Genomic DNA, 19,579 nt, shown 5'->3' with positions numbered 1-19,579 from the left:
GGCTCCACGCCCCCGATCCGTGAGAGGACTGGAATGAGTGAGCGCAGGGGCGAGTTGGCGATCGAGACATCGGGACTCGTCAAGACCTTCGGAGAGCTGCGCGCCGTCGACGGCGTGGACCTGGCCGTTCCCACGGGCACGGTCTACGGCGTGCTCGGGCCGAACGGCGCGGGCAAGACCACCACCGTGCGGATGCTGGCCACGCTGCTGCGCCCGGACGGCGGCGAGGCCAGGGTCTTCGGCCACGACGTGCTCACCGAGGCGGACCGGGTGCGTTCGCTGGTGAGCCTGACCGGGCAGTACGCCTCGGTCGACGAGGACCTGACCGGCGCGGAGAACCTGATACTCCTCGCCAGGCTGCTGGGCCACCGGAAGCCGGCGGCCAGGGAGCGGGCGGCGGCGCTGCTGGAGGCGTTCGGGCTGACGGCCGCCGCTGACAAGCAGGTGAAGAACTACTCGGGCGGGATGCGCCGCCGGGTGGACATCGCGGCCAGCATCCTGAACACGCCGGACCTGCTCTTCCTGGACGAGCCGACGACGGGCCTCGACCCCCGTTCGCGCAACCAGGTGTGGGACATCGTGCGGGCCGTCGTCGCGCAGGGCACCACGGTGCTGCTGACCACGCAGTACCTGGACGAGGCCGACCAGTTGGCCGGCCGGATCGCGGTGATCGACACCGGGCGGGTCATCGCCGAGGGCACCCCGGGGCAGCTGAAGTCCTCGGTCGGCTCGGGCTCCGTGCGGGTCCGGCTGCGCGAGGCCGACCACAGGGAGAAGGCACGCCAGGTGCTGGCCACCCGCCTGGGGACCGAGGTGGCGCTGGACGCCGACCCGGTCTCGCTGTCGGCGCGGGTGCCGGCGGACGCGGGAGGCGGGCCCGCCGAGCGGGCCGCCGCCGCGCTGGGCGAGCTGGCGGCGGCGGGGATCGTCGTCGACGACTTCTCGCTCGGCCAGCCCAGCCTGGACGAGGTCTTCCTCGCCCTCACCGGCAAGCCCACCCAGCCAGCACGCTCGGCCGACGACCCGGCCGGGGCCACCGAGACCAGCGACCGCGAGCGGTCCGCAGACCGGAAGGAGACCGTGGCATGAGCACCGCCGCGGAGACCACCACGACCGACGCCGAGCGGGCGGCGGGCACGGCGGAGGCCGCGGACGGCTTCGAGCCGGACCGCGCGACCCTGGCCGCCGTGCTCGCCCCGGCCGAACGCCCCCCGAGGCCGAGCCCGTTGACCGCGTCGACGGTCTTCGGCTGGCGAGCCATGCTGAAGATCAAGCACGTGCCCGAGCAGCTGTTCGACGTCACGGTCTTCCCCGTCATGATGACGCTGATGTTCACCTACCTCTTCGGCGGGGCGCTGGCCGGCTCGACCAGCGAGTACCTCCAGTTCCTGCTGCCGGGGATCATGGTGATGAGCGTGGTGATGACCACCATGTACACCGGCGTCGCGGTCAACACGGACATCGCCAAGGGCGTCTTCGACCGCTTCCGCACCCTGCCGGTGTGGCGCCCCTCGGCGATGGTCGGTTACCTGCTGGGCGACATGCTCCGCTACGCCCTCGCCTCGGTCGTGATCCTCACCCTGGGGCTGGTCCTCGGCTACCGCCCCGACGGCGGACCGGTCGGTGTGACGCTGGCGATCCTGCTGCTGGTGGGCTTCTCGTTCGCCTTCTCCTGGATCTGGACCATGTTCGGACTGCTGCTGCGCTCGGAGAAGTCCGTGATGGGCATCAGCATGATGGTGATCTTCCCGGCGACCTTCCTGAGCAACATCATGGTCTCCCCCGACACCATGCCCGGCTGGCTCCAGGGATTCGTCGACGTCAACCCGGTGGCCCGGCTGGTCGCGGCCGTGCGCGGGCTGATGAACGGGAACGTGGAGGCCGGCCAGCTCCTGTGGGTCTTCGTCGCCGCCGGCGTGCTGATAGCGGTCTTCGGCACCCTCACCATGCGGCTCTACAACCGCAAGTAGCCCCGCGCGGAGGGAAGTTCCGGCGCCGCGTGCGGCCCGCGCGGGGGGCGCGGGCCGCGGGCGGTCACAGCCGCCAGGCCACCGGCCCGCCCCCGTCCGCCGGGTGGTAGCCGCAGGTGGCGCCGGTGGTGACGGAAGCCCGCAGATGCGCGGCCAGCTCGGGGTGGCGCTCGTCCAGCCGGCGCAGCGTGTCTCTGATCCGCGCGGTGACGGTCTTCCGGGCCCGTTCCGCCTCGTCGCCCAGCCGCCTGGCGCGCCCGCCGAGGCCGGCGGCGGCGCGCAGCTCCTCGACCAGCGCGGTCCGTTCGGCGTCCAGCCGGGCGGCAGCCAGGTCGTCGTCCGCGGCGTCGGCACGGTCGATCTCCGCGTCCAGCTGCGTCAGCCGACGGCGGTACGCCGCCCTGGCCGTGTCGTCCAGCACCGGGTCGCCGCCGAAGGAGCGGGCCGCCACCAACTCGGCGCAGCCCGCCGGGTCCAGCAGCCGCGTCGCCGGCACGTCGGCGCCCGGGCTGGTCAGCAGCTCCCGCAGGTCACGCAGCCCCTTGGCGTCCGGCATCCGCACGGTGCGCCCCGCGAACCGCAGCGTCCACACCGCGCCGTCCGCGCCCTCCCTGCGGAACTCGGCCTCCACCCGCGCCACCCGCCGCGCGCGGCCCTCCCGCACGGCCGCCACCCGAGCGTCGATCCCCCGCATCCCCAGCCGCCCCGCGGCCTCGCCCACCCGGCGCAGCAGCGCCTCGGCCTCCTCCGGCGCCTCGGGCCCGCCGACGGCCAGCACCGCCTCGGCCTGCCGCAGCCTCGCCTCGACGGCCCAGGGCTCCGCCCGCATCCGGTCGGCGGACGAAGCGGCGGCGGCGCACCACTCCACGGCCTCCGGCCAGTCGCCCAGCGCCGCCGCCAACTCCCCCAGCCACAGCGCGAACGGCCCGCTCACGTCGAAGCCGTAGAACGAGACGCCCCACTGGTCGGCCAGCGGCGTCAACGCGGCGACCGCCGCCCGGCACCGCTCCGGATCGCCCAGCGCGGCGGCGCACTGGGCGCGCATCCGCAGCCACAGCGCCCAGACGTGCCGGGGATAGCGCTCCCCCTCGCCGGCGGTGGCCAACGACCGGCGCACCGTGTCGAGATCGCCCCGGTGCACCGCGGTGATCCCCTCCAGCAGCTCCGGATAGCGGTAGCCGACCTCCGCCATCCCCGCCAGCACCGTGTCCACCTCGTCCAGCCGGCCCTGGAGCAGCAGCCGCGACCAGGTCAGCTGGAGCGCGTACCGGTGGTACCAGCGGTCCTGGCGCTCCCGCAGCGACGCCGTCGCCTCGGCCTGAAGACGCGCCGATTCCTCGAACGCGCCGTGCAACAAGGCGATCACCGCGCGGTCCACGAGTGCGGAGAGCGCGAACCGCGGCCGGTCGTGCCGTTCCGCCAGCATCGTGAACTCCCGCAGCTGCCCGAGATACCCCGGGTCCCCCAGCTCGACCAGCGCCACCCAGCGCAGCGCCATCGCGAAGTGCTCCGCGTCGGCGTCCCCGGTGCGGCGGGACAGCACGATCAACTCCTCGTTCAGCACGGCGCGTTCGGCCGCCGAGCCGGGACCCCAGATCGCGGCGTGGCGGGCGGAGAGCCCGAAGGCCAACGCGTCGTCGTCCTGGCCGCGCCGGCCCAGGACGGAGACCCGCACGGCCAGCTCCCCGGCGAGACGGTCCACGGCCGCCGGGTCGGCCGGCGGTTCGGGCGGGCCCTCGGGCGCGACCGGCAGCAGCCCCCGGTGCGCCTCGGCCAACAGCCCCGGCAACGCGGCCCTGGCCAGTCCGTGCCGCGCGACCCGCGACTGGTGCAGGGTCAGCGCCACCCGCGCCGAGAGCATCGGATCGGCCAGCTCCGCCGCCTCGGCCAACGCCCGCTCCACATAGGGCCGGGCGCCCTCCCACTCCGCGCGGCCGGCCAACTCCTCGGCCAGTTCGAGGCCGAGCAGCACCCGCCGGTGCGGATCGACGCCGGCCGCCAGCTCGTGGGCGCGCCGCAGATGGCCCTCGGCCTCGTCGAACGCCAGCCTCCTGCTGGCGTCGGCCGCGGCGGCGCGCAGCAGCGCGAGGGCGCGCGCCGGCGCGACCTCGTCGCCGGCGAGGTGCGCGTGGCGCGCCAGGTCGGCCGGCGGCACCCGGTCGGCGAGCGCCGGGCGCCGGTCGAGCGCGCGGACCACGGCGGCGTGCCGCCGACGCGCCCCCGGCTCGTCCAGCGCGGCGTACAGCGTCTCGCGCACCAGGTCGTGCCCGAACGCGAACCCGCCGTCCGCGCGCGGAACCACCAGCCTGGCCGCCACCGCCTGCCCCAGCAGCCGCTCCGCGCGGGCCGGCGGGGTGCCCAACGCGGCGGCCAGCACCTGCCGGTGGAACTCCCGCCCCAGCACGGCCGCCTGCCGCAACAGCTCCGCCACCTCGGGCGACAGCAGCGCCACCCGCCGGCGCACCACGTCGCGCACGCCGGGCGGGACCGTGTCGACCGCGCCGCCGCCCTGCCAGAGCCTGGCGGTCTGCTCGACGAAGAACGGGTTGCCGCCGGTGCGTCGGTGCGCCTCGGCGACCAGCGCCGGCTCGGCCCGCCGGCCCACCGTGCGGGCGATCAGGTCGCCGACCCCCGCCTCGTCGAGCCCCTCAAGCGCCACGGTGGTGGCCCTGGCCAGCAGCGGCAGCATCGCCTCCCGCAGCGGATGGCCCGCGTCGCCCTCCGAACCCGGCTCCACCTCGGCGTCACGGTAGGTGCCGACGAGCAACACCCGTTCAAACCAGGTGTGTTGGGCAGCGAACCGGAGCAGCCGCAACGAGGCGGCATCCGCCCAGTGCAGGTCGTCGACGACCACCATCAGCGGGCGCCGCTGGGACGCGGTGACCAGCGCGGTGGTCACCGCGTCGAAGAGCGCGAAGTCGTCGCGGTCGGCGGCGTCGTCGGGGCGCGGGTCGGCGAGAAGCGCGCCCAGGGCGTGCGCCGAGGCGCGTTCCAACTCCGCCCACTCCTCCCCGTCCACCAGCCGACGCAACGCACGCAGCACCTGCGTCCACGGCCAGTAGCCCGGGGCGTTCTCCGCGTCCCAGCAGGAACCGCCCAACACCAGGAACCCGTGCCCGCCCGCCTCCCGCGCCACGTCCGTGACCAGCGCGGTCTTGCCGATGCCCGGCTCCCCCGCGACCAGCACCAGCCCGCCGTGGCTGGCCGCCGTCCTGGCCACCTCGGCCCCGAGCAACCCGGAAGCGTGCTCCCGACCGATCAGCTGATCGAACACTTGTGCCTTCCGTTGCGTCCCGCGTTGTATGAGGATGACACAATGCGGACTCCCTCTCCTCGGTCTGTCGCCGACGCCCATGTCGAGACGATGGCCGACCTCAACCCGGCGGTCGGCTCCGCGCTCGGCATCCGCCCCGGCGACACCTCGCTCCCCGACTACTCGCCCGACGGGCTCGAAGCGATCGCCGACGCCCGCCGAGCCACCCTCGGGCGGCTGACCGAGGCCGAGACCGAGGCCGAGAAGGCCCACGCGGCGGCGGGCACACCACTGCCCGCCGTCGAACGACGGGCGGCCCAACTGCTGCGCGAACGCCTCACCGCCGAGCTGGACACCCACGAGGCGGGCGAGCACCTGCGCCAGGTGAGCAACCTCTTCTCCCCCGTGACCCAACTGCGTTCGACGCTGATCCAGTCCCCGAAGGAGACCCCCGACGACTGGGCCGCCCTCGCCGCCCGGCTGCGCGAGGTCCCGTTGTCGCTGTCCGGTTACACCGAGAGCCTGGACGCCGGCCTCGCGCGCGGGCTGCCGGCCGCGCCCCGGCAGGTCCGGGTCATGGCCGAGCAGCAGGGCGAACTGCTGGCCGCCGACTGGTACCGGACGCTGGTCGCCGAAGGGCCCGAGCCGCTGCGCGAGGAGCTGACGCGCGCCGCCGACACGGCCTCCGAGGCGCTGGAGCGGCTGCGCCGCTACCTCACCGACACCTACCTCCCCGCCGTCGACGGCACCCCCGACGCGGTGGGCCGCGCACGCTATCTGCTGGGCGCCCGCACCTGGACCGGCGCCGTGCTCGACGTGGACGACGCCTACGCGTACGGCTGGTCGGAGTTCCACCGCGTCGGCGCGGAGATGCGCGCGGTCGCCGAACGGGTGCTGCCGGGCGGGTCGACGCTGGCCGCCACGCGCCACCTGGAGGAACACGGCGAGACCGTCGACGGCGTGGAGGCGATACGCGACTGGCTCCAGAGGCTGATGGACCGGGCGATCACCGAACTCGACGGCGTCCACTTCGACCTGGCCGAGCCCGTGCGACGGGTCGAGTCCATGATCGCCCCGCCCGGCAGCGCCGCCGCGCCCTACTACACGCGCCCCACGCTGGACTTCAGCCGCCCCGGCCGCACCTGGCTGCCGACCAGGGGCGCCACCCGCTTCCCCACCTGGCAACTGGTCTCGACCTGGTACCACGAGGGCGTGCCGGGACACCATCTGCAACTGGCCCAGTGGGTGCACGTCGCCGACCAACTCTCCATGTTCCAGGCGACGTTGGGCTCCGTCAGCGCCACGACCGAGGGCTGGGCCCTGTACGCGGAGCGCCTCATGGACGAGCTGGGATACCTCGCCGACCCGGCCCACCGACTCGGCTATCTCTCGGCCCAGATGATGCGCTCGGTCCGGGTGATCATCGACATCGGGATGCACCTGGGGCTGCGCATCCCCGACGGCGAGAGCTTCCACCCAGGCGAACGGTGGACCCCCGAGCTGGCCGCGGAGTTCCTCCAGGGACACACGGGCTACGACGCGGCGTTCACCGAGTCGGAGATCGTCCGCTACCTGGGGATGCCGGGGCAGGCCATCACCTACAAGCTCGGCGAACGCGCCTGGCTCGCCGGCCGCGAGGCGGCGAGGCGCCGCGCCGGCGCCACGTTCGACGCGCGCCGCTGGCACATGGCGGCGCTGTCGCTGGGCTCCCTGGGCCTGGACGACCTGGAACGGGAACTGGCAGCGCTGTGATCCTTGACGGGAACCGTCCACCGGGGCGAGGACGACCACCCACCGCGACCGATCAGGACCGTGGTCGTCCGACCCCCGCCACCCAGCATTCGCGCAGTTCCCCGCGCCCCCAAGCCGCCCACCGCCGGTGAAGGGGCGCGGGGAACTGCGCGAGCAACCCACCACCGAGGCGAGGACGACCACCCACCCAAGCCACGCACATGCGTAGTCGACCGCGACCCCCCGCGGAACGCACCGCGCCCCCAAGCCGCCCACCGCCGGTGAAGGGGCGCGGGGAACTGCGCGAGCAACCCACCACCGAGGCGAGGACGACCACCCACCCAAGCCACGCACGTGCGTAGTCGACTGCGACCCGCCACGCACGCCCCTACTTCCGGCCGCGGACCTCCAGGTGCGCGAGGAGGTGCGCGGTCGCGGCCGTGATGTCGTCGACCGCCTGGTCGAAGACCTCACGGTTGTGCGCGGCGGGCGCGCGGAAACCGCTGACCTTCCGCACGTACTGAAGCGCTGCTGCGCGCATGTCGTCGTCGGTGACCTCGGGCGTGGCCGGGGGACGGAGCGTCTTGATACTGCGGCACATGCGACCAGTGTGGACCCCACCACTGACAATCGCCCCTCGACGGCCCACCGCCGGCGACCGCCGGCAACCGCCGGCAACCGGCGGCGATCGCGATAGTCCACACGTCCCCCGTCATCGTCCACAGCGCCCGTCCTAGCATCGTGGCGTTGCCAGCCGCGCGGCACGGTTTCTCCCTTGTGAACCCCCCACACGGACGGAGAGTCTCATGCGCAGGACGAGCGCACGATTCAAGCTGGCCAGTGCTGTCGCGGTGACGGCCGCCGTCACCACCGTCGCGGGTCTGACCGCGGCCACCGGCTCCGCCTCGGAGCCCGCCGACGCCGCCCCACTGGCGGTCGGCTCCCCCACCGGCTTCGGCGCCGGGGCCACCGGCGGCGCCGGCGGTGAGACCGTCTCGGTCTCCTCGGCCGACGAGCTGATCGAGGCCGCCGACAGCGACGGCCCGCTGGAGATCGAGGTCAACGGCACCATCTCGGTGGACGAGATGGTCCGGGTCTCCTCCGACAAGTCGATCGTGGGCGCCGGTTCTGGCGCCACGATCCAGGGCGGCGGTCTGAACATCGCCGACGCCGACAACGTCATCGTGCAGAACCTGGTCTTCGCCGACTCCAACGACGACGGCATCAACGTCCAGTACAGCACCAACGTCTGGATCGACCACAACGACTTCACCAACCCGAGCGACGGCGCGCTGGACATCAAGCGCGCGTCGACCGACATCACGGTGTCGTGGAACCACACCTACGACTCCGACAAGAACATGCTGCTGGGCCACGACGACGGCAACGGCGGCGAGGACATCGGGAAGTTGAACGTCACGTACCACCACAACTGGTTCGACGGCGTCAACCAGCGCAACCCGCGCGTCCGCTTCGGCGACCCGGTGCACGTGTACAACAACTACTACAACGACATCGGCAGCTACGGCGTCGCCTCGACCGAGGACGCCGGGGTGCTGGTGGAGGCGAACTACTTCGAGAACACCGACGACCCCTTCCACCTGGGAGAGGCCGACTCGGGTCCCGGCTCCATCGAGGCCAGGGACAACCACTTCGTCGACTCGGGTGAGGGGGAGGCCGGCGGTTCGGTGTCCGGCATCCCCTACAGCTACACGCCCGACCCGGCCGCCGACGTCAAGTCGATCGTGACGGGCGGCGCCGGGGTGGGCCAGCTGTAACCGGGCGGTCCCCGGGTCTCGCCGACGGGCCGGTGTCGCGCGTTCCGCCGTGGAGGCGGGCCGTGACGCCGGCCTTGTCGGCGTGCTCGGGCGGCGCTATCGTCCTCGCACCTCGGCGGCGCCGCCGAGGGCACCGCGGCGCGCCGCGCGGCGCGCGCCACGCGTTGCCAGCGCCTTGCGTCGCCAACGTTGCCAGCGTTGCCGAGGAACGAGGCGGTCGCCATGGTGGTACGCGGACTCGGGGTGGCCCGGCCGGCCGGGCCGCCCAGGACCCAGGGGCCGGTGATCGGCCTGGTGACGGCCAACATCCATCTGGGGGTCGGGGCCACGCTCTGGGCCGGCGTGCGGCGCGCGGCCGAGCGCCACGGCGCGAGCCTGGTGGCGTTACCCGGCGACGCGGTACGCGCCGAGGGCGCCCCGCGCAACGCGCTCTACGAACTCGTCGGCACCGCGGGGCTGGACGGGGTGATCTGCTGGACCTCGACGCTCGGCCTGCCGACGGCCGGGGACCGGGCCTCGCGGCTGGTGCGGCAGCTGGCCGGGTTGCCGGTGGTGAGCCTCAACCGGGCGCTGGGCGAGCACGAGACGCTGCTGCTCGACAGCCACGCGGGGATGCGGAAGGCCGTCGGCCATCTGGTGACCGACCACGGGCGGCGCCGACTGGCCTGCATCCGGGGGCCGTTGACCAACCCGGTGGCGTTGGACCGGGCGCGCGCCTACACCGAGGCGCTGCGCCGCCACCGGCTGCCGCTGGACCGTGCGCTGACGGCGGCCTCGTTGGACTACGCGGCGGGCGCCGGGGCGGCGGCGATGCGGGTGCTGATCGAAGTGCGGGGGCTGCGGCCGGGTCGGGACTTCGACGCCGTGGTGGCGTGCAGCGACGCGCTGGCGGCCGACGCGCTGCGGTTCCTCACGGAGCACGGGGTGCGGGTGCCGGACGACGTGGCGTTGATCAGCTTCAACGACTCGGTGGAGGCGCGGGTGAGCGACCCGCCGCTGACGTCGGTGGCGCTGCCGTTCGGCGAGTTGGGCGGGTTGGCCGTCGAGACGCTGCTGGCGCGGCTGCGCGGCACGGCGCCGCCGGCGCGGCGGGTGGTCTCCGGCACGTTGATCGTCCGCCGTTCGTGCGGCTGCCACTCGCCGCTGACCACCCAGTTCGACGACGCGCCGGCGGCCGGCGCGCCGGGGGACGCGGCGGAACGGGCGCCGCTGGACGCGGAGTTGCTGGCGGGGGTGGGCGGGAACGGGGGCGACTTCCTCCGGCGGCTGGAGCGGCGGCTCGCCACCGGGATGCGCGGCCACGAGGACGCGGCGGCCTGGGACCGGGCGCTGCTGGGTCTGCGTTCCCTGCCGGACGAGGACCCGGCGCGGCTGGAGCGGCTGGTGGGCCAGGCGCGGCTGCTGGTGGCGGAGAAGTCGCGGCGGCTGCTGGAGTACGAGCGCTGGACGGACGAGCAACAGGCGACGCGGCTCCGGGAGTTGGCGACGACGTTGACGACGGTGACCGACACCGCCGGGCTGCGGCGGGCGTTGGAGCGGCATCTGCCGGGGCTTGGCGTGCCGGGTTTCCGGCTGGCGCTGCGCGAGCCGGCGGCGCCGGCGGCCCCGCCGCTGGCGGAGATGCTGCCGGAACGCGGGGGCTTCACGGCGGTGTTGGAGCCGCTGCACATCGGCGAGGAGCAGCTGGGCTACGCGGTCTTCGAGAGCGCGGCCGGCCGGCGCCACGGCGAGGGTTCCGGCGCGCTGTACCGGGCGTTGGGCGACCATGTCAGCGCGGCGTTGAAGGGCGTGCGGCTCTTCACCGAGGTGCGGGGCGCGCGGGACGCGGCGGAGCGCGCCAGCCGCTTCAAGACCCGGCTGCTGGACAACGCGACGGACGAGCTGCGTTCCCCCGTCGAGGCGGTCCTGCGGCACACGCCGGCGGGCGCGCCGGCGCACGAGCACGCCCATCGGCTGCTGCGGCTGATCGACGACCTGTTGGACCTGTCGCGTTCCGAGATCGACGCGCTGGACCTCTCGCGCCAACTGGTGGACCCGCTGCGGATTCTCAGTGAAACGTTTCGAATAGCCGGTGGGCGCCCCGAGGACCTTCGGCTGCCGCCCCGGCTGCCCGTGGTGCGGGCCGACGAGGGGCGGCTCACCCAGATCGTGCTGAACCTGCTGGTCGCGGCGGCGGGCCCCGGGCTCGGACTGACCGCGCGCACCGGGCCGCGCCAACTGGACGTGCGGGTGGGCCGACCCGGGCTGACCGTCGCTGAGGGCGAGGAGGAGCGTCTCTTCCAACCGTTCGCCAGCGGGGCGCGCGGCACCCGGCTCGGGCTGGCGATCGCGCGCCGGCTCGCGGTGCTGCACGGCGGCTCGGTGAGCGTGGACCGCGTGCGCGGGCGCGCGGGGTTCCGGCTCACGCTCCCGTTGCCGACCCCGGCCGACGCGTCCGGGCAGCCCGGACAGCCGGCGGCGGGGAACGAACTGCTGCTGCTCGCCGTCGACCGGGAGCAACTCCCGCCGGAGGGCGTCGCGTTGGCCCGCCGCCACCGGCTGGTGCCACGGGTGCCCGACCCGGACGAGGAACTGGCCTCGCTCCTCGGCCCGCCGGCCCCCGCCGCCGTGGTCTGGGACGCCGAGGCGCCGGGCGCCGCACGGCTGTGGGCGACCGCGCGCCGCTTACACGACCACCCGGCGCTGCGGCACACGCCGTTCCTGCTCTACGGCCGGCTCGGCGGCGACGACCTGCACCAGGCGCTGCACGCGCTGCGGCCCACGGAGCTTGCCAAGTCGGTGCTGATCGTGGACGGTTCGGCGGAGCGCAGGGAACGCGCCAGGACTGCGCTGACGGACGCCCTGCCCGGGCGGCCGGTGCGGGCCGCCGCGGACGGCGCCGGCGCGTTGGCGCTGCTCGCCGACGAGGCGCCGGGGCTGGTGGTGGTCGAACGCGCGCTGCCCGACATGGCCGGCCTCGACCTGGTCGAACGGCTGCCCGGCGTGCCGGCGTTGCTGCTGAGCGACCGCGGCTTCACGGTCGCCGACGCCCGGCGGGCCGAGCCGCACCCCGCGCTGCTGCTGCTCGGCCGGGACATCCTCACCGAGGAGGAGACCGCGCGGCTGCTCGCGCTGATGCTGGAACGCGAGGACCCGGCGGCGCAACGGGCGGTGGCGCCCGTGCGGTACGCGCTGGCCTATCTGGAACAGCACTACCGGCACCGCTTCTCCCGCTGGCAGGTCGCCCAGGCGGCGGGGGTCAGCGAGGACCACCTGGGGCGGCTCTTCCACCGCGAACTGGGGCTGACGCTCTGGGAGTACCTGACGCGGCTGCGCATCCAACGCGCGAAGGAGCGGTTGGCCGGGAGCGACGACAGCGTGCAGACGGTGGCACGGGCGGTGGGCTTCCACGACCGGGCCTACTTCAGCCGGGTCTTCCGCCGGCTGACGGGGGTGGCGCCGCATGCTTTCAGGGAGGCGGAGTAGGGGTGGCGGGGGCGGGGTGGCGGGGCGGGGGCGACCACCGTCCTGGGGGGTTTGGGTGGGTGGTCGTCCGCGGGTCGGTGGGGGGTTGCTCGTGCGGTTCCCCGCGCCCCCTTTCGTCCTGGCGGGGTCATCGTCCGCGGGTCGGTGGGCGGTTGCTCGCGCGGGGAACCGCGGGGTGTGTTGGGGTCAGCCGTCGTGGACCGCGCGGGTCAGGGAGTCGACGGGGAGGGAGCCGGGGGCGTGGCCCTCGGCCGCCGCGTGGTTGGCGAGGCGCTGGAGTGTCTCGTTCCACGGCGTGGCCACCCCGTGGCGCCGTCCGAGGAGCACGATCTCGCCGTTGAGATAGTCCGCCTCGATGGATCCGGTGCCTCGACGCAGGCTCTGCCAGGAGGAGTTGCCGCCGGTCTCCGCGTCCGCGACCGGGCGCATCGTCATCCGGTCGGCGCGCAGCGCCTCTTCCTCCTCGGGGCTCGTCCAGGCGATGCCGGCCGCGCGCAGCACCGCCTCGCCCTCCGCGCGGACCCGGCCGTAGACCTCGGCCACCCGGGGGTCGTCGGCCATCGGGCCGCACAGCGCCTCCAGCGCGTTGGCGAGGTTGCCCAGCAGCTTGGCGTACTTCCAGCGGGCGACGTCCGGCACCAGCGGCGCGAGAAAGCGGGCACGTTCGAGGTCGTCGGCGATGGGCCGCAGCGTCGCCTCGTCCAGCGTGCCGTCGGCGCGCGCGGGGTGGTCGCCGAGGTGGAGCATCCCGGTGAGCGGGGCGCAGGGCGCGACCACCCGTCCGGGGGTGAGGTACTGGGCGGGCAGCCAGAGACAGACCGCGTACACGCGGCGGAAGCGGCGCAGCGCCAGCTCGTCGCCGGCCACGCCGTTCTGCACGCAGAGCAGCGGGAGGCTTTCGCCCGCCGTGGAGCCGCCGGCGACCGGGCGTCCGGCCCAGGCGTCGAGCGCGGCGACGCTGTCCTGGACCTTGACGGCCAGCAACAGCACGTCGTCCGGGGTGAGTTCGACCTCCTCGGGGGTCTCGGCCACCGGCACCGACAGCCGAAGGGACTCGTCGGGGGTGTCGAGGCGCAGGCCGTCGGCGCGCAACGCCTGCGCGTGCGCCCCCCGGGCGACCAGCACCACCTGGTTTCCGCTCTGCGCCAGCCGTCCGCCGATGGCGCCGCCGACGGCGCCCGCTCCGATCACGATGTACCTCATGGGCGCATTCTCGCCCCGGGGCCCGCCGACCAACCCTTGAGGGTTGGCCGGCGGGACGAACGACCGGCGGAGGTACCCGGCGTCAGGGGACCGGCGTCAGGGGACCGGCGTCAGGGGGCGAGGTCACCAGTAGACGACGACCTTGTCGCCCTCGTTCACCTCGTCGAACAGGCCGGCGATGGCGTCCTCGTCGCGGACGTTGACACAGCCGTGGGAGGCGCCGTTGTACCCGTTGGCGGCGAAGTCCTCCGAGTAGTGGACCGCCTGGCCGCCGTCGAAGAACATCGCGTACGGCATCGGGGAGTCGTAGAGCGTCGAGTGGTGGTTGCGGGACTTCCAGTAGACCTCGAACTCGCCCTCGCGGGTGGGGGTCTCCTCGGCGCCGAAGCGCACGTCGAGGGTCAGCTGGACGTCGCCCTCGACGACCCAGGAGAGCGTGTTGCTCGTCTTGGAGACGCAGAGCACCCGGCCCTCCAGGCACCGCTCGTCGAGGTCCGTCTCCGGCTCGGCGTCCGGCACCTCAAGCGGCGGGTACATCTCCTCCTCGGTGGGCTGGGTGGTCGCGGCGGTGAGCGCGTCCCAGGTGTCGTCGAAGACCGTGCCGCTGGCCTCAAGGCCGGCCGACGTCTGGAACGCGCTGACGGCGGTGCCGGTGACGTCGCCGTAGTAACCCGTCGGGTTCTCCTCGAAGTGGCCCAGCTGCGCGAGCCTGGCCTGCAACTCCCGCACCTGGTCCGTGTTGTCCCCGTACCCCATGATCTGCTGGGGCGGGAAGAGCTCGTCCTCGGTCGGGTCGGTGGTGGCCTCGGTCAGCGCGGCCCACGTGGACTCGCCCACCTCGCCGGAGACCTCAAGGTCGGCCGCCCGCTGGTACTCCGAGACCGCGCCGACGGTCACGTCGCCGTAGTACCCGGTGGGCTGGGCGGTGAAGTGGCCCAGCTGGGCCAGCCTGGCCTGGAGCTCCCGGACCTGCTCGGTCTCGTCGCCGAAGGCCATGAGGATCTCCTCGGCCGGCTCCTCGGACTCACCGCCCGAGCCGTCGTCGGACTCCTCGGGCGCGGGCTCCTCCTGCGAGGCGGACGGCTCGTCCGAGGTCTCGTCGGCCTGGGCGGCGCAGCCGGTCAACAGCAGTCCGCCGGCCGTCAACGCGGCGGCGGCGGAGAGCAGCACGCCACGCGGGCCTCGGCGGGCGGACGTGCGAACGAGCGCGGAGCGCATCAGAATTCCCCCTGAACGTACGGGACCTCATCGGACCTCACAGGTAAAGATGCGCGAAACCGGGCGCTTTGTTGCGTGCGAGGCCATAACAATGCGGCCACGTGTGTCGCGGTTCTGTCACCGCCGAGGGGACGCGGCGGCGCCAACAGGGAGGAAACTACCGCAGAAGCGCACGCACCGCCGCCACCGGGTCGGCCGCCGCCGCGGGCTTGTCCTCCCGATAGCGCACCACCCTGGCGAACCGCAGCGTGACCCCGGCCGGGTACCGCGTCGAACGCTGCACCCCGTCGACGGCGACCTCCACCACCAGCTCGGGCCGCACCCGCACCCCCCACGGCTCCTCGGCCACCGCGAGGGCGCGCAGCCGTTCGGTCCCCCAGGCCAGCAGCGCGTCGGTCAGCCCCTTGAACGTCTTGCCCACCATCACCGGCTCGCCGTCCTCGCCGCGCGCCCCCAGATGCAGGTTGGAGAGCAGCCCGGCGCGCCGGCCGTGGCCCCACTCCGCGGCCAGCACCAGCAGGTCCAGGGTGTACACGGGCTTCACCTTCACCCAGGCGGCGCCCCTGCGGCCCGCGCTGTAGGGCGCGTCCAACGCCTTGACCAGCACGCCCTCGTGGCCGCGCGCCAGCGTCTCGCGGGTGAACGCCTCGGCGGCCGCCCGCTGTTCCGGGTCGCCCGGGTCCTCGACCAGCCGGCGGCGCACCCGGCGTTCGTCGGGCGCGACCCGCACCAGCTCGGCGTGGCGCTCCTCGGTGGGCCGGTCGAGCAGCTCCCGGCCGTCCACCGCCAGCAGGTCGAAAAAGACCGGCGAGAGCGGCAGCGCCGCGTGCGCGCCGGCCACGTCCAGCCGGGAGCCGACCCGGCCGGCCGTCTCCTGGAACGGGCGCGGCCGGCCGTCCGCGTCCAGCGCGATCACCTCGCCGTCCAGCACGGCGCTCTCCACCGCCAACTCCCGTGCGGCGCGGCGCACCTCGGGCAGCCGTTCGGTGATCTCCTCCAGCGTCCTGGTGTAGATCCGGACCCGTTCGCCGTCCCGGTGGACCTGGACCCGGATGCCGTCCAGCTTCTCCTCGACGGCGCAGGGCCCGAGCTTCTCCAGCGCCTCGGCCAGCGTGCGGGCGCCGCTCGCCAGCATCGGCAGCACCGGGCTCCCGACGCGCAACCGGAACTCGCCCAGCGCGGCCGGGCCGCGCGCCAGCACGGCCTCGGCGACCGCGCCGAGGGAGCCGCCCAGCATGACCGCCCGCCGGACCGCTTCGGGCGGGGTGGCGACGGCCGACGCCAGGCCCTCGACGACGAGCGCGTCCAGCGCGCCCTGCCGCAGTTCGCCGCTGATCAGCGCGGTGAGGAAGCCCTGCTCCTCCTCGGTGGCGCTGGCCAGCAGGCCCCGCACCAGCGCGCGCCGGCGTGCGCCGGCGCCCGTGCCGGCCTCGCGGGCGACGGCGCCGAGGGTGGCGTCGGTCGCCTCGACCGTCAGGGTGGCGGTGGCCGCCGGCGGCGGCGCGTCGGCCAACGCGCGCCAGCCGACGCCGAGTCGGCGCTGCGGCAGCCGGCCGGACAGCCAGGTCGCGACGACGGGGGCCAGGGGCGGCGCGGTCGCGCGCAGCGCCGCCGCCAGCGCGGCCACCTTCGCGGAACGCCCGGCGGTGGCCGCGACCCTCCGCCAGGTGCCCGCCACCTCTGCCAGCAGCATGGTGCCCATGCTGCCGGCCCGGGGCGCCGGCGGCGCCTGGTGAGGGGCCGACCGGGTGGTCACGGCGGGAACGGGGGCGCCGGCCGGCCGCGGCGCGGCGAGGGCCTCACGTGGTGGGGAGGGTGAGGATCTCCGCGCCGTCGTCCGTGATGGCGATCGTGTGCTCGCTGTGCGCCGTGCGGCACCCGGTCGCGCTGCGCAGCGTCCAGCCGTCCGCGTCGACGCGCAGTTCGGCGGTGTCCGCCATCACCCACGGCTCCAGCGCCAGCAGCAGCCCCGGCCGCAGCGGGTAACCCCGGCCCGGGCGACCGCTGTTGGAGACGTGCGGGTCCTGGTGCATCGTCGAGCCGATGCCGTGGCCGCCGAACTCCGTGTTGATCGGGTAGCCGGCCTCGCCGAGCACCGTGCCGATGGCGTGCGAGATGTCGCCGACGCGGGCGCCGGGCCCCGCGGCGGCGATGCCGGCGGCCAGCGCGCGTTCCGTGGTCTCGATCATCGCCACGTCCGCCGCCGGCCGCGCCTCCCCGACCAGGAAGCTGATCGCGGCGTCGGCGGCGACGCCGTCCTTCACGACCGCGAGGTCGAGCGTGAGCAGGTCGCCGTCGGCGAGCCGGTAGTCGTGGGGGCGGCCGTGCAGCACCGCGTCGTTGACGGCCGTGCAGATGTAGTGGCCGAACGGGCCGCGCCCGAAGGACGGCGCGTAGTCGACGTAGCAGGACAGCGCGCCCGCCTCGACGATCATCTCCCGCGTCCAGCGGTCGATGTCCAGCAGGTTGGTGCCGACGGTGCTGCGGGCGCGCATCGCGCTCAGGATGTCGGCGACCAGGGCACCCGTCACCCTCGCGCGGGCCAGGAGTGGCGGGTTGAGGATCTCGATCATGCGGCGCCCTTCTCACGCAGCCAATAACAATACCGGTCTTACTTTACCGGTATGAGAATGGGCGTCACGCCGGGGGCCACCCGCGCGGCGGCCCCGACGAGTCGCGTGGTCGGATGACCGCATGGAAACGGAACTGCTCCGCCTCGCCGGAGTGCGGCACGGCTACGGCGAACGTCCGGTGCTCGGGGACGTCTCACTGGCCCTGTGCGCCGGCGAGGCGGTGGCCGTCCTGGGGGCCAACGGGGCGGGCAAGTCGACCCTGTTACGGATCGCCGCGGGCCGGGAGGAGCCGGACGCCGGAACGGCCACCCTGCGCGGGCGACCGGCCGACGAGGACGACGCGGCGTTCCGCGCCGACGTGGCCTGCGCCCTCGCGCCCGGGGCGCACTACCCCGACCTGACCGTGCGCGAACACCTCCTGCTGGTCGCGCTCGCGCACCGGGTGCCCGAGGCGGAGGACCGCGTGGCGGAGGCGCTCGCCGAACACCGACTGGCCGACCACGCCGAGCAGTTCCCCGCCGCCCTCTCCGCCGGCCTCGGCCAGCTGCTCTCACTGGCCGCCACCCGGGTCCGGCCGCACACGCTGCTGATCCTGGACGAGCCGGAGGCCCACCTGGACGCCGAGGCGCGCGCCGCGCTGGCGCTGCGGCTGGCGGCGACGGCGGCGGAGGGCGGCGCCGTGCTGCTGGCCACCCACGACCCGGCGCTGGCGGAACGGTCCGGCGCCCGCCGGCTGGAACTGGTGGACGGCCGGCTGCGGGCGGCGGCGTGAGGCTGGTCCCGGGGCGTCGCGCCACGCCCGAAGCGCTGGTCAGGCTGGCCGCGTTCCGCACCAGGGGGCGCGCGGCGCGCCGGCGCCAGGCGTCCTACGTGGCGTACTGCGTGCTGCTGCTGACCGCGATCTACGCCGTTCCCTATCTGGCGGCGCTGGTCGACGCGGCGGCCGAACGGCGGTGGCGCGGACCCACGGCCGAGCGGGCGCTCGAAGCGGCGCCGGCGGCGCTGCCGGCCCTGGCGGCGCTCGCGCTGGCGGGCGCGGCGCAACTCGCCGTCTGGCGCGGCCCGGTGCGGCTGCCGGCGGCGGCGGTGCACTGGCTGCTGCCGCACCCGGTGCCGCGCGCGGCGCTGCTGCTGCCGAGGCTGCGGCTGGCCTGGCTGGTCAACGGGGTCGGCGGCGCGCTGCCCGGCGCCGTGGTGGCGTTGGCGGCACACGCGGCCGGCGGGCGCGGCGCCGCCTGGGCGGCGACGCTGGCCGGGGCCGGCGGCGGCGCCGCCGTGGGACTGCTCGGGGCCGCGGCGGCCGTGTGGACGCAACGGCACCATCCGTGGTTCGGGCGGGCGCGGCTGCGTCCGGTGCTGGCGCTGCTCGCGGCGGCGCTGCTGGCGCACGCCTGCGGCGCGTGGGCGTCGCAGGGCGCCGGGTGGGGGCGTGCGGCGCTCTGGTCAGGCCCCTGGGGCTGGGCCGCGCTGCCGTGGGCGGCGGCGACGGGCCGGGTGTCGGCCGTCGAGGGGGCGTGCGGCGGGGCGTTGGCCGCGCTCGCCGTGGTGGGCGCGCTCCTGGTCGCGCGGCGGGCGGCGCTGGCGCTGCCGGCCAGGGTGCTGCGCCAACAGACGCGGGTCGCGGGGATGTTCACGGCGGCGTTCTACGGGGCCGACCCGCGTGTGGCGCGGGCCGCGCTGAGCGCTCCACGGCGTGCGCGTCGCGCGACGGGGCGCGCGCTCAGGGTGCCGCGCGCCCGTTGGCTGCTGCTGCCCTGGCGGGACCTGCTCGCGCTGCTGCGGGCGCCGCTGCGCGCCGGGAGCGGGGTCGCGCTGTGGGGAGCCACGCTGGCGCTGCTCGCCGTCGGGCACCCGGTGGCGGGGGTGGCGGCCCTGGTCACCGGCTATCTCGCGGCGGCCCAACTGGTCGAGCCCGCGCGGTGGGAGAGCGAGAACCACGAACGCGGCGCGGCGCTTCCCTGGTCGCGCGGGGCGCTCGCGTTGCGCCACGCGCTGCTTCCCGGGGCGCTGCTGCTCTTGTCGAGCGCCCCCCTCGTGGCGTTCGCGCCCCTGGCTCCGGCGTGGGTGCCGGCGTTGGTGGGCGCGGCCTCGGTCTCCGCGCGGCGGGGCGCGATGCCGGCTTCCGTGCTGCTCGGCACGCAGACGCCGATGGGCGACACGGGTCCGCTGCAGGCGCTGCTCTGGCTGGGCCGGGCTCCGCTGCTGGTCCTGCCGGCGCTGGCGCCCACGTCGCTGTCCGGTGTCTCCACCGCGCCGGCCGTGGCCTGGTCCCTGGCGGTGGGGGCCGCCGCCCTGGCCTGGACCCGCCACACGCGCGCCCCGCGGTCCACCTGACCCACCACGCAACCCACGCGAAACCAGGGGCGCGGACAACCCGCCACCGGCCCG

General features: G+C 75.1%; 13 protein-coding genes. 7 read left to right on the top strand and 6 right to left on the bottom strand.

The window, feature by feature from the left end; all coding sequences use genetic code 11:
• Positions 1-33: 33 nt before the first annotated feature.
• Both FH715_RS12970 and FH715_RS12965 read left to right on the top strand, forming a co-directional pair.
• Positions 34-1,089: an ATP-binding cassette domain-containing protein gene (locus FH715_RS12970; protein ID WP_139644655.1), complete on the top strand. Its 1,056-nt coding sequence runs from the start codon at positions 34-36 to the stop codon at positions 1,087-1,089.
• Positions 1,086-1,970, top strand: coding sequence for an ABC transporter permease (locus FH715_RS12965; RefSeq protein ID WP_139644653.1), 885 nt, complete (start codon positions 1,086-1,088; stop codon positions 1,968-1,970). The genes FH715_RS12970 and FH715_RS12965 overlap by 4 nt, the downstream gene beginning before the upstream one ends.
• Before the next feature lie 64 nt (positions 1,971-2,034).
• On the opposite strand, the gene FH715_RS12960 is transcribed toward FH715_RS12965, so the two are convergent.
• Complete coding sequence (locus FH715_RS12960; RefSeq protein WP_246108716.1) at positions 2,035-5,244, bottom strand: ATP-binding protein; 3,210 nt, start codon at positions 5,242-5,244, stop codon at positions 2,035-2,037.
• A 42-nt stretch (positions 5,245-5,286) separates the two neighbouring features.
• On the opposite strand from FH715_RS12960, the gene FH715_RS12955 reads away from it, so the two are divergent.
• Positions 5,287-6,975 carry a DUF885 domain-containing protein gene (locus tag FH715_RS12955; protein ID WP_139644648.1) on the top strand — a complete coding sequence of 563 codons (1,689 nt, stop codon included), beginning with the start codon at positions 5,287-5,289 and terminating at the stop codon, positions 6,973-6,975.
• A 367-nt stretch (positions 6,976-7,342) separates the two neighbouring features.
• Here FH715_RS12955 and FH715_RS12950 read toward each other — a convergent pair whose 3' ends face one another.
• Entirely contained in the window at positions 7,343-7,555 is a 213-nt protein-coding gene (locus FH715_RS12950) for a DUF2277 domain-containing protein (protein WP_139644644.1), read from the bottom strand.
• 205 nt (positions 7,556-7,760) lie between these two features.
• Between FH715_RS12950 and FH715_RS12945 the strand changes: the two genes are divergently transcribed.
• Positions 7,761-8,732, top strand: a complete 972-nt coding sequence (locus tag FH715_RS12945) for a pectate lyase family protein (RefSeq protein WP_139644642.1) — start codon at positions 7,761-7,763, stop codon at positions 8,730-8,732.
• Positions 8,733-8,930: 198 nt separating this feature from the next.
• Entirely contained in the window at positions 8,931-12,197 is a 3,267-nt protein-coding gene (locus FH715_RS12940; protein ID WP_139644640.1) for a substrate-binding domain-containing protein, read from the top strand.
• 186 nt (positions 12,198-12,383) lie between these two features.
• Here the strand turns inward: FH715_RS12940 and FH715_RS12935 are convergent, their stop codons facing one another.
• From FH715_RS12935 to map, 4 genes are all read right to left on the bottom strand, one after another.
• Entirely contained in the window at positions 12,384-13,400 is a 1,017-nt protein-coding gene (locus FH715_RS12935) for a ketopantoate reductase family protein (protein ID WP_139644638.1), read from the bottom strand.
• 123 nt (positions 13,401-13,523) lie between these two features.
• The gene (locus FH715_RS29445) at positions 13,524-14,618 is read right to left on the bottom strand and encodes a L,D-transpeptidase family protein (RefSeq protein ID WP_342782174.1); all 1,095 of its coding nucleotides are present in this window, start codon (positions 14,616-14,618) and stop codon (positions 13,524-13,526) included.
• Between the two features lie 157 nt (positions 14,619-14,775).
• Positions 14,776-16,311 (bottom strand): ATP-dependent DNA ligase, encoded by a 1,536-nt coding sequence (locus FH715_RS12920; RefSeq protein WP_139644636.1) that lies wholly within the window; start codon positions 16,309-16,311, stop codon positions 14,776-14,778.
• Between the two features lie 106 nt (positions 16,312-16,417).
• Entirely contained in the window at positions 16,418-17,191 is a 774-nt protein-coding gene (map, locus tag FH715_RS12915) for a type I methionyl aminopeptidase (protein ID WP_139644634.1), read from the bottom strand.
• 121 nt (positions 17,192-17,312) lie between these two features.
• Between map and FH715_RS12910 the strand changes: the two genes are divergently transcribed.
• Both FH715_RS12910 and FH715_RS12905 read left to right on the top strand, forming a co-directional pair.
• Positions 17,313-17,963: an ABC transporter ATP-binding protein gene (locus FH715_RS12910; protein WP_139644632.1), complete on the top strand. Its 651-nt coding sequence runs from the start codon at positions 17,313-17,315 to the stop codon at positions 17,961-17,963.
• Entirely contained in the window at positions 17,960-19,525 is a 1,566-nt protein-coding gene (locus FH715_RS12905) for a DUF6297 family protein (protein WP_139644630.1), read from the top strand. The genes FH715_RS12910 and FH715_RS12905 overlap by 4 nt, the downstream gene beginning before the upstream one ends.
• The last annotated feature ends 54 nt before the right edge of the window (positions 19,526-19,579 follow it).

Source organism: Streptomyces sedi, assembly GCF_006335015.1.
GTDB classification, from domain to species: domain Bacteria; phylum Actinomycetota; class Actinomycetes; order Streptomycetales; family Streptomycetaceae; genus Streptomyces; species Streptomyces sedi.
This window is presented reverse-complemented; position numbering and strand designations above follow the sequence as displayed.

What these genes read in the sequence shown, in the direction of transcription:
- FH715_RS12920 (WP_139644636.1), bottom strand. Translation starts at nt 16,311, where the DNA reads ATGCTGCTGGCAGAGGTGGCGGGCACCTGGCGGAGGGTCGCGGCCACC.
- FH715_RS12950 (WP_139644644.1), bottom strand. Translation starts at nt 7,555, where the DNA reads ATGTGCCGCAGTATCAAGACGCTCCGTCCCCCGGCCACGCCCGAGGTC.
- FH715_RS12965 (WP_139644653.1), top strand. Translation starts at nt 1,086, where the DNA reads ATGAGCACCGCCGCGGAGACCACCACGACCGACGCCGAGCGGGCGGCG.
- map (WP_139644634.1), bottom strand. Translation starts at nt 17,191, where the DNA reads ATGATCGAGATCCTCAACCCGCCACTCCTGGCCCGCGCGAGGGTGACG.
- FH715_RS12935 (WP_139644638.1), bottom strand. Translation starts at nt 13,400, where the DNA reads ATGAGGTACATCGTGATCGGAGCGGGCGCCGTCGGCGGCGCCATCGGC.
- FH715_RS12945 (WP_139644642.1), top strand. Translation starts at nt 7,761, where the DNA reads ATGCGCAGGACGAGCGCACGATTCAAGCTGGCCAGTGCTGTCGCGGTG.
- FH715_RS12970 (WP_139644655.1), top strand. Translation starts at nt 34, where the DNA reads ATGAGTGAGCGCAGGGGCGAGTTGGCGATCGAGACATCGGGACTCGTC.
- FH715_RS12910 (WP_139644632.1), top strand. Translation starts at nt 17,313, where the DNA reads ATGGAAACGGAACTGCTCCGCCTCGCCGGAGTGCGGCACGGCTACGGC.
- FH715_RS12955 (WP_139644648.1), top strand. Translation starts at nt 5,287, where the DNA reads ATGCGGACTCCCTCTCCTCGGTCTGTCGCCGACGCCCATGTCGAGACG.
- FH715_RS29445 (WP_342782174.1), bottom strand. Translation starts at nt 14,618, where the DNA reads ATGCGCTCCGCGCTCGTTCGCACGTCCGCCCGCCGAGGCCCGCGTGGC.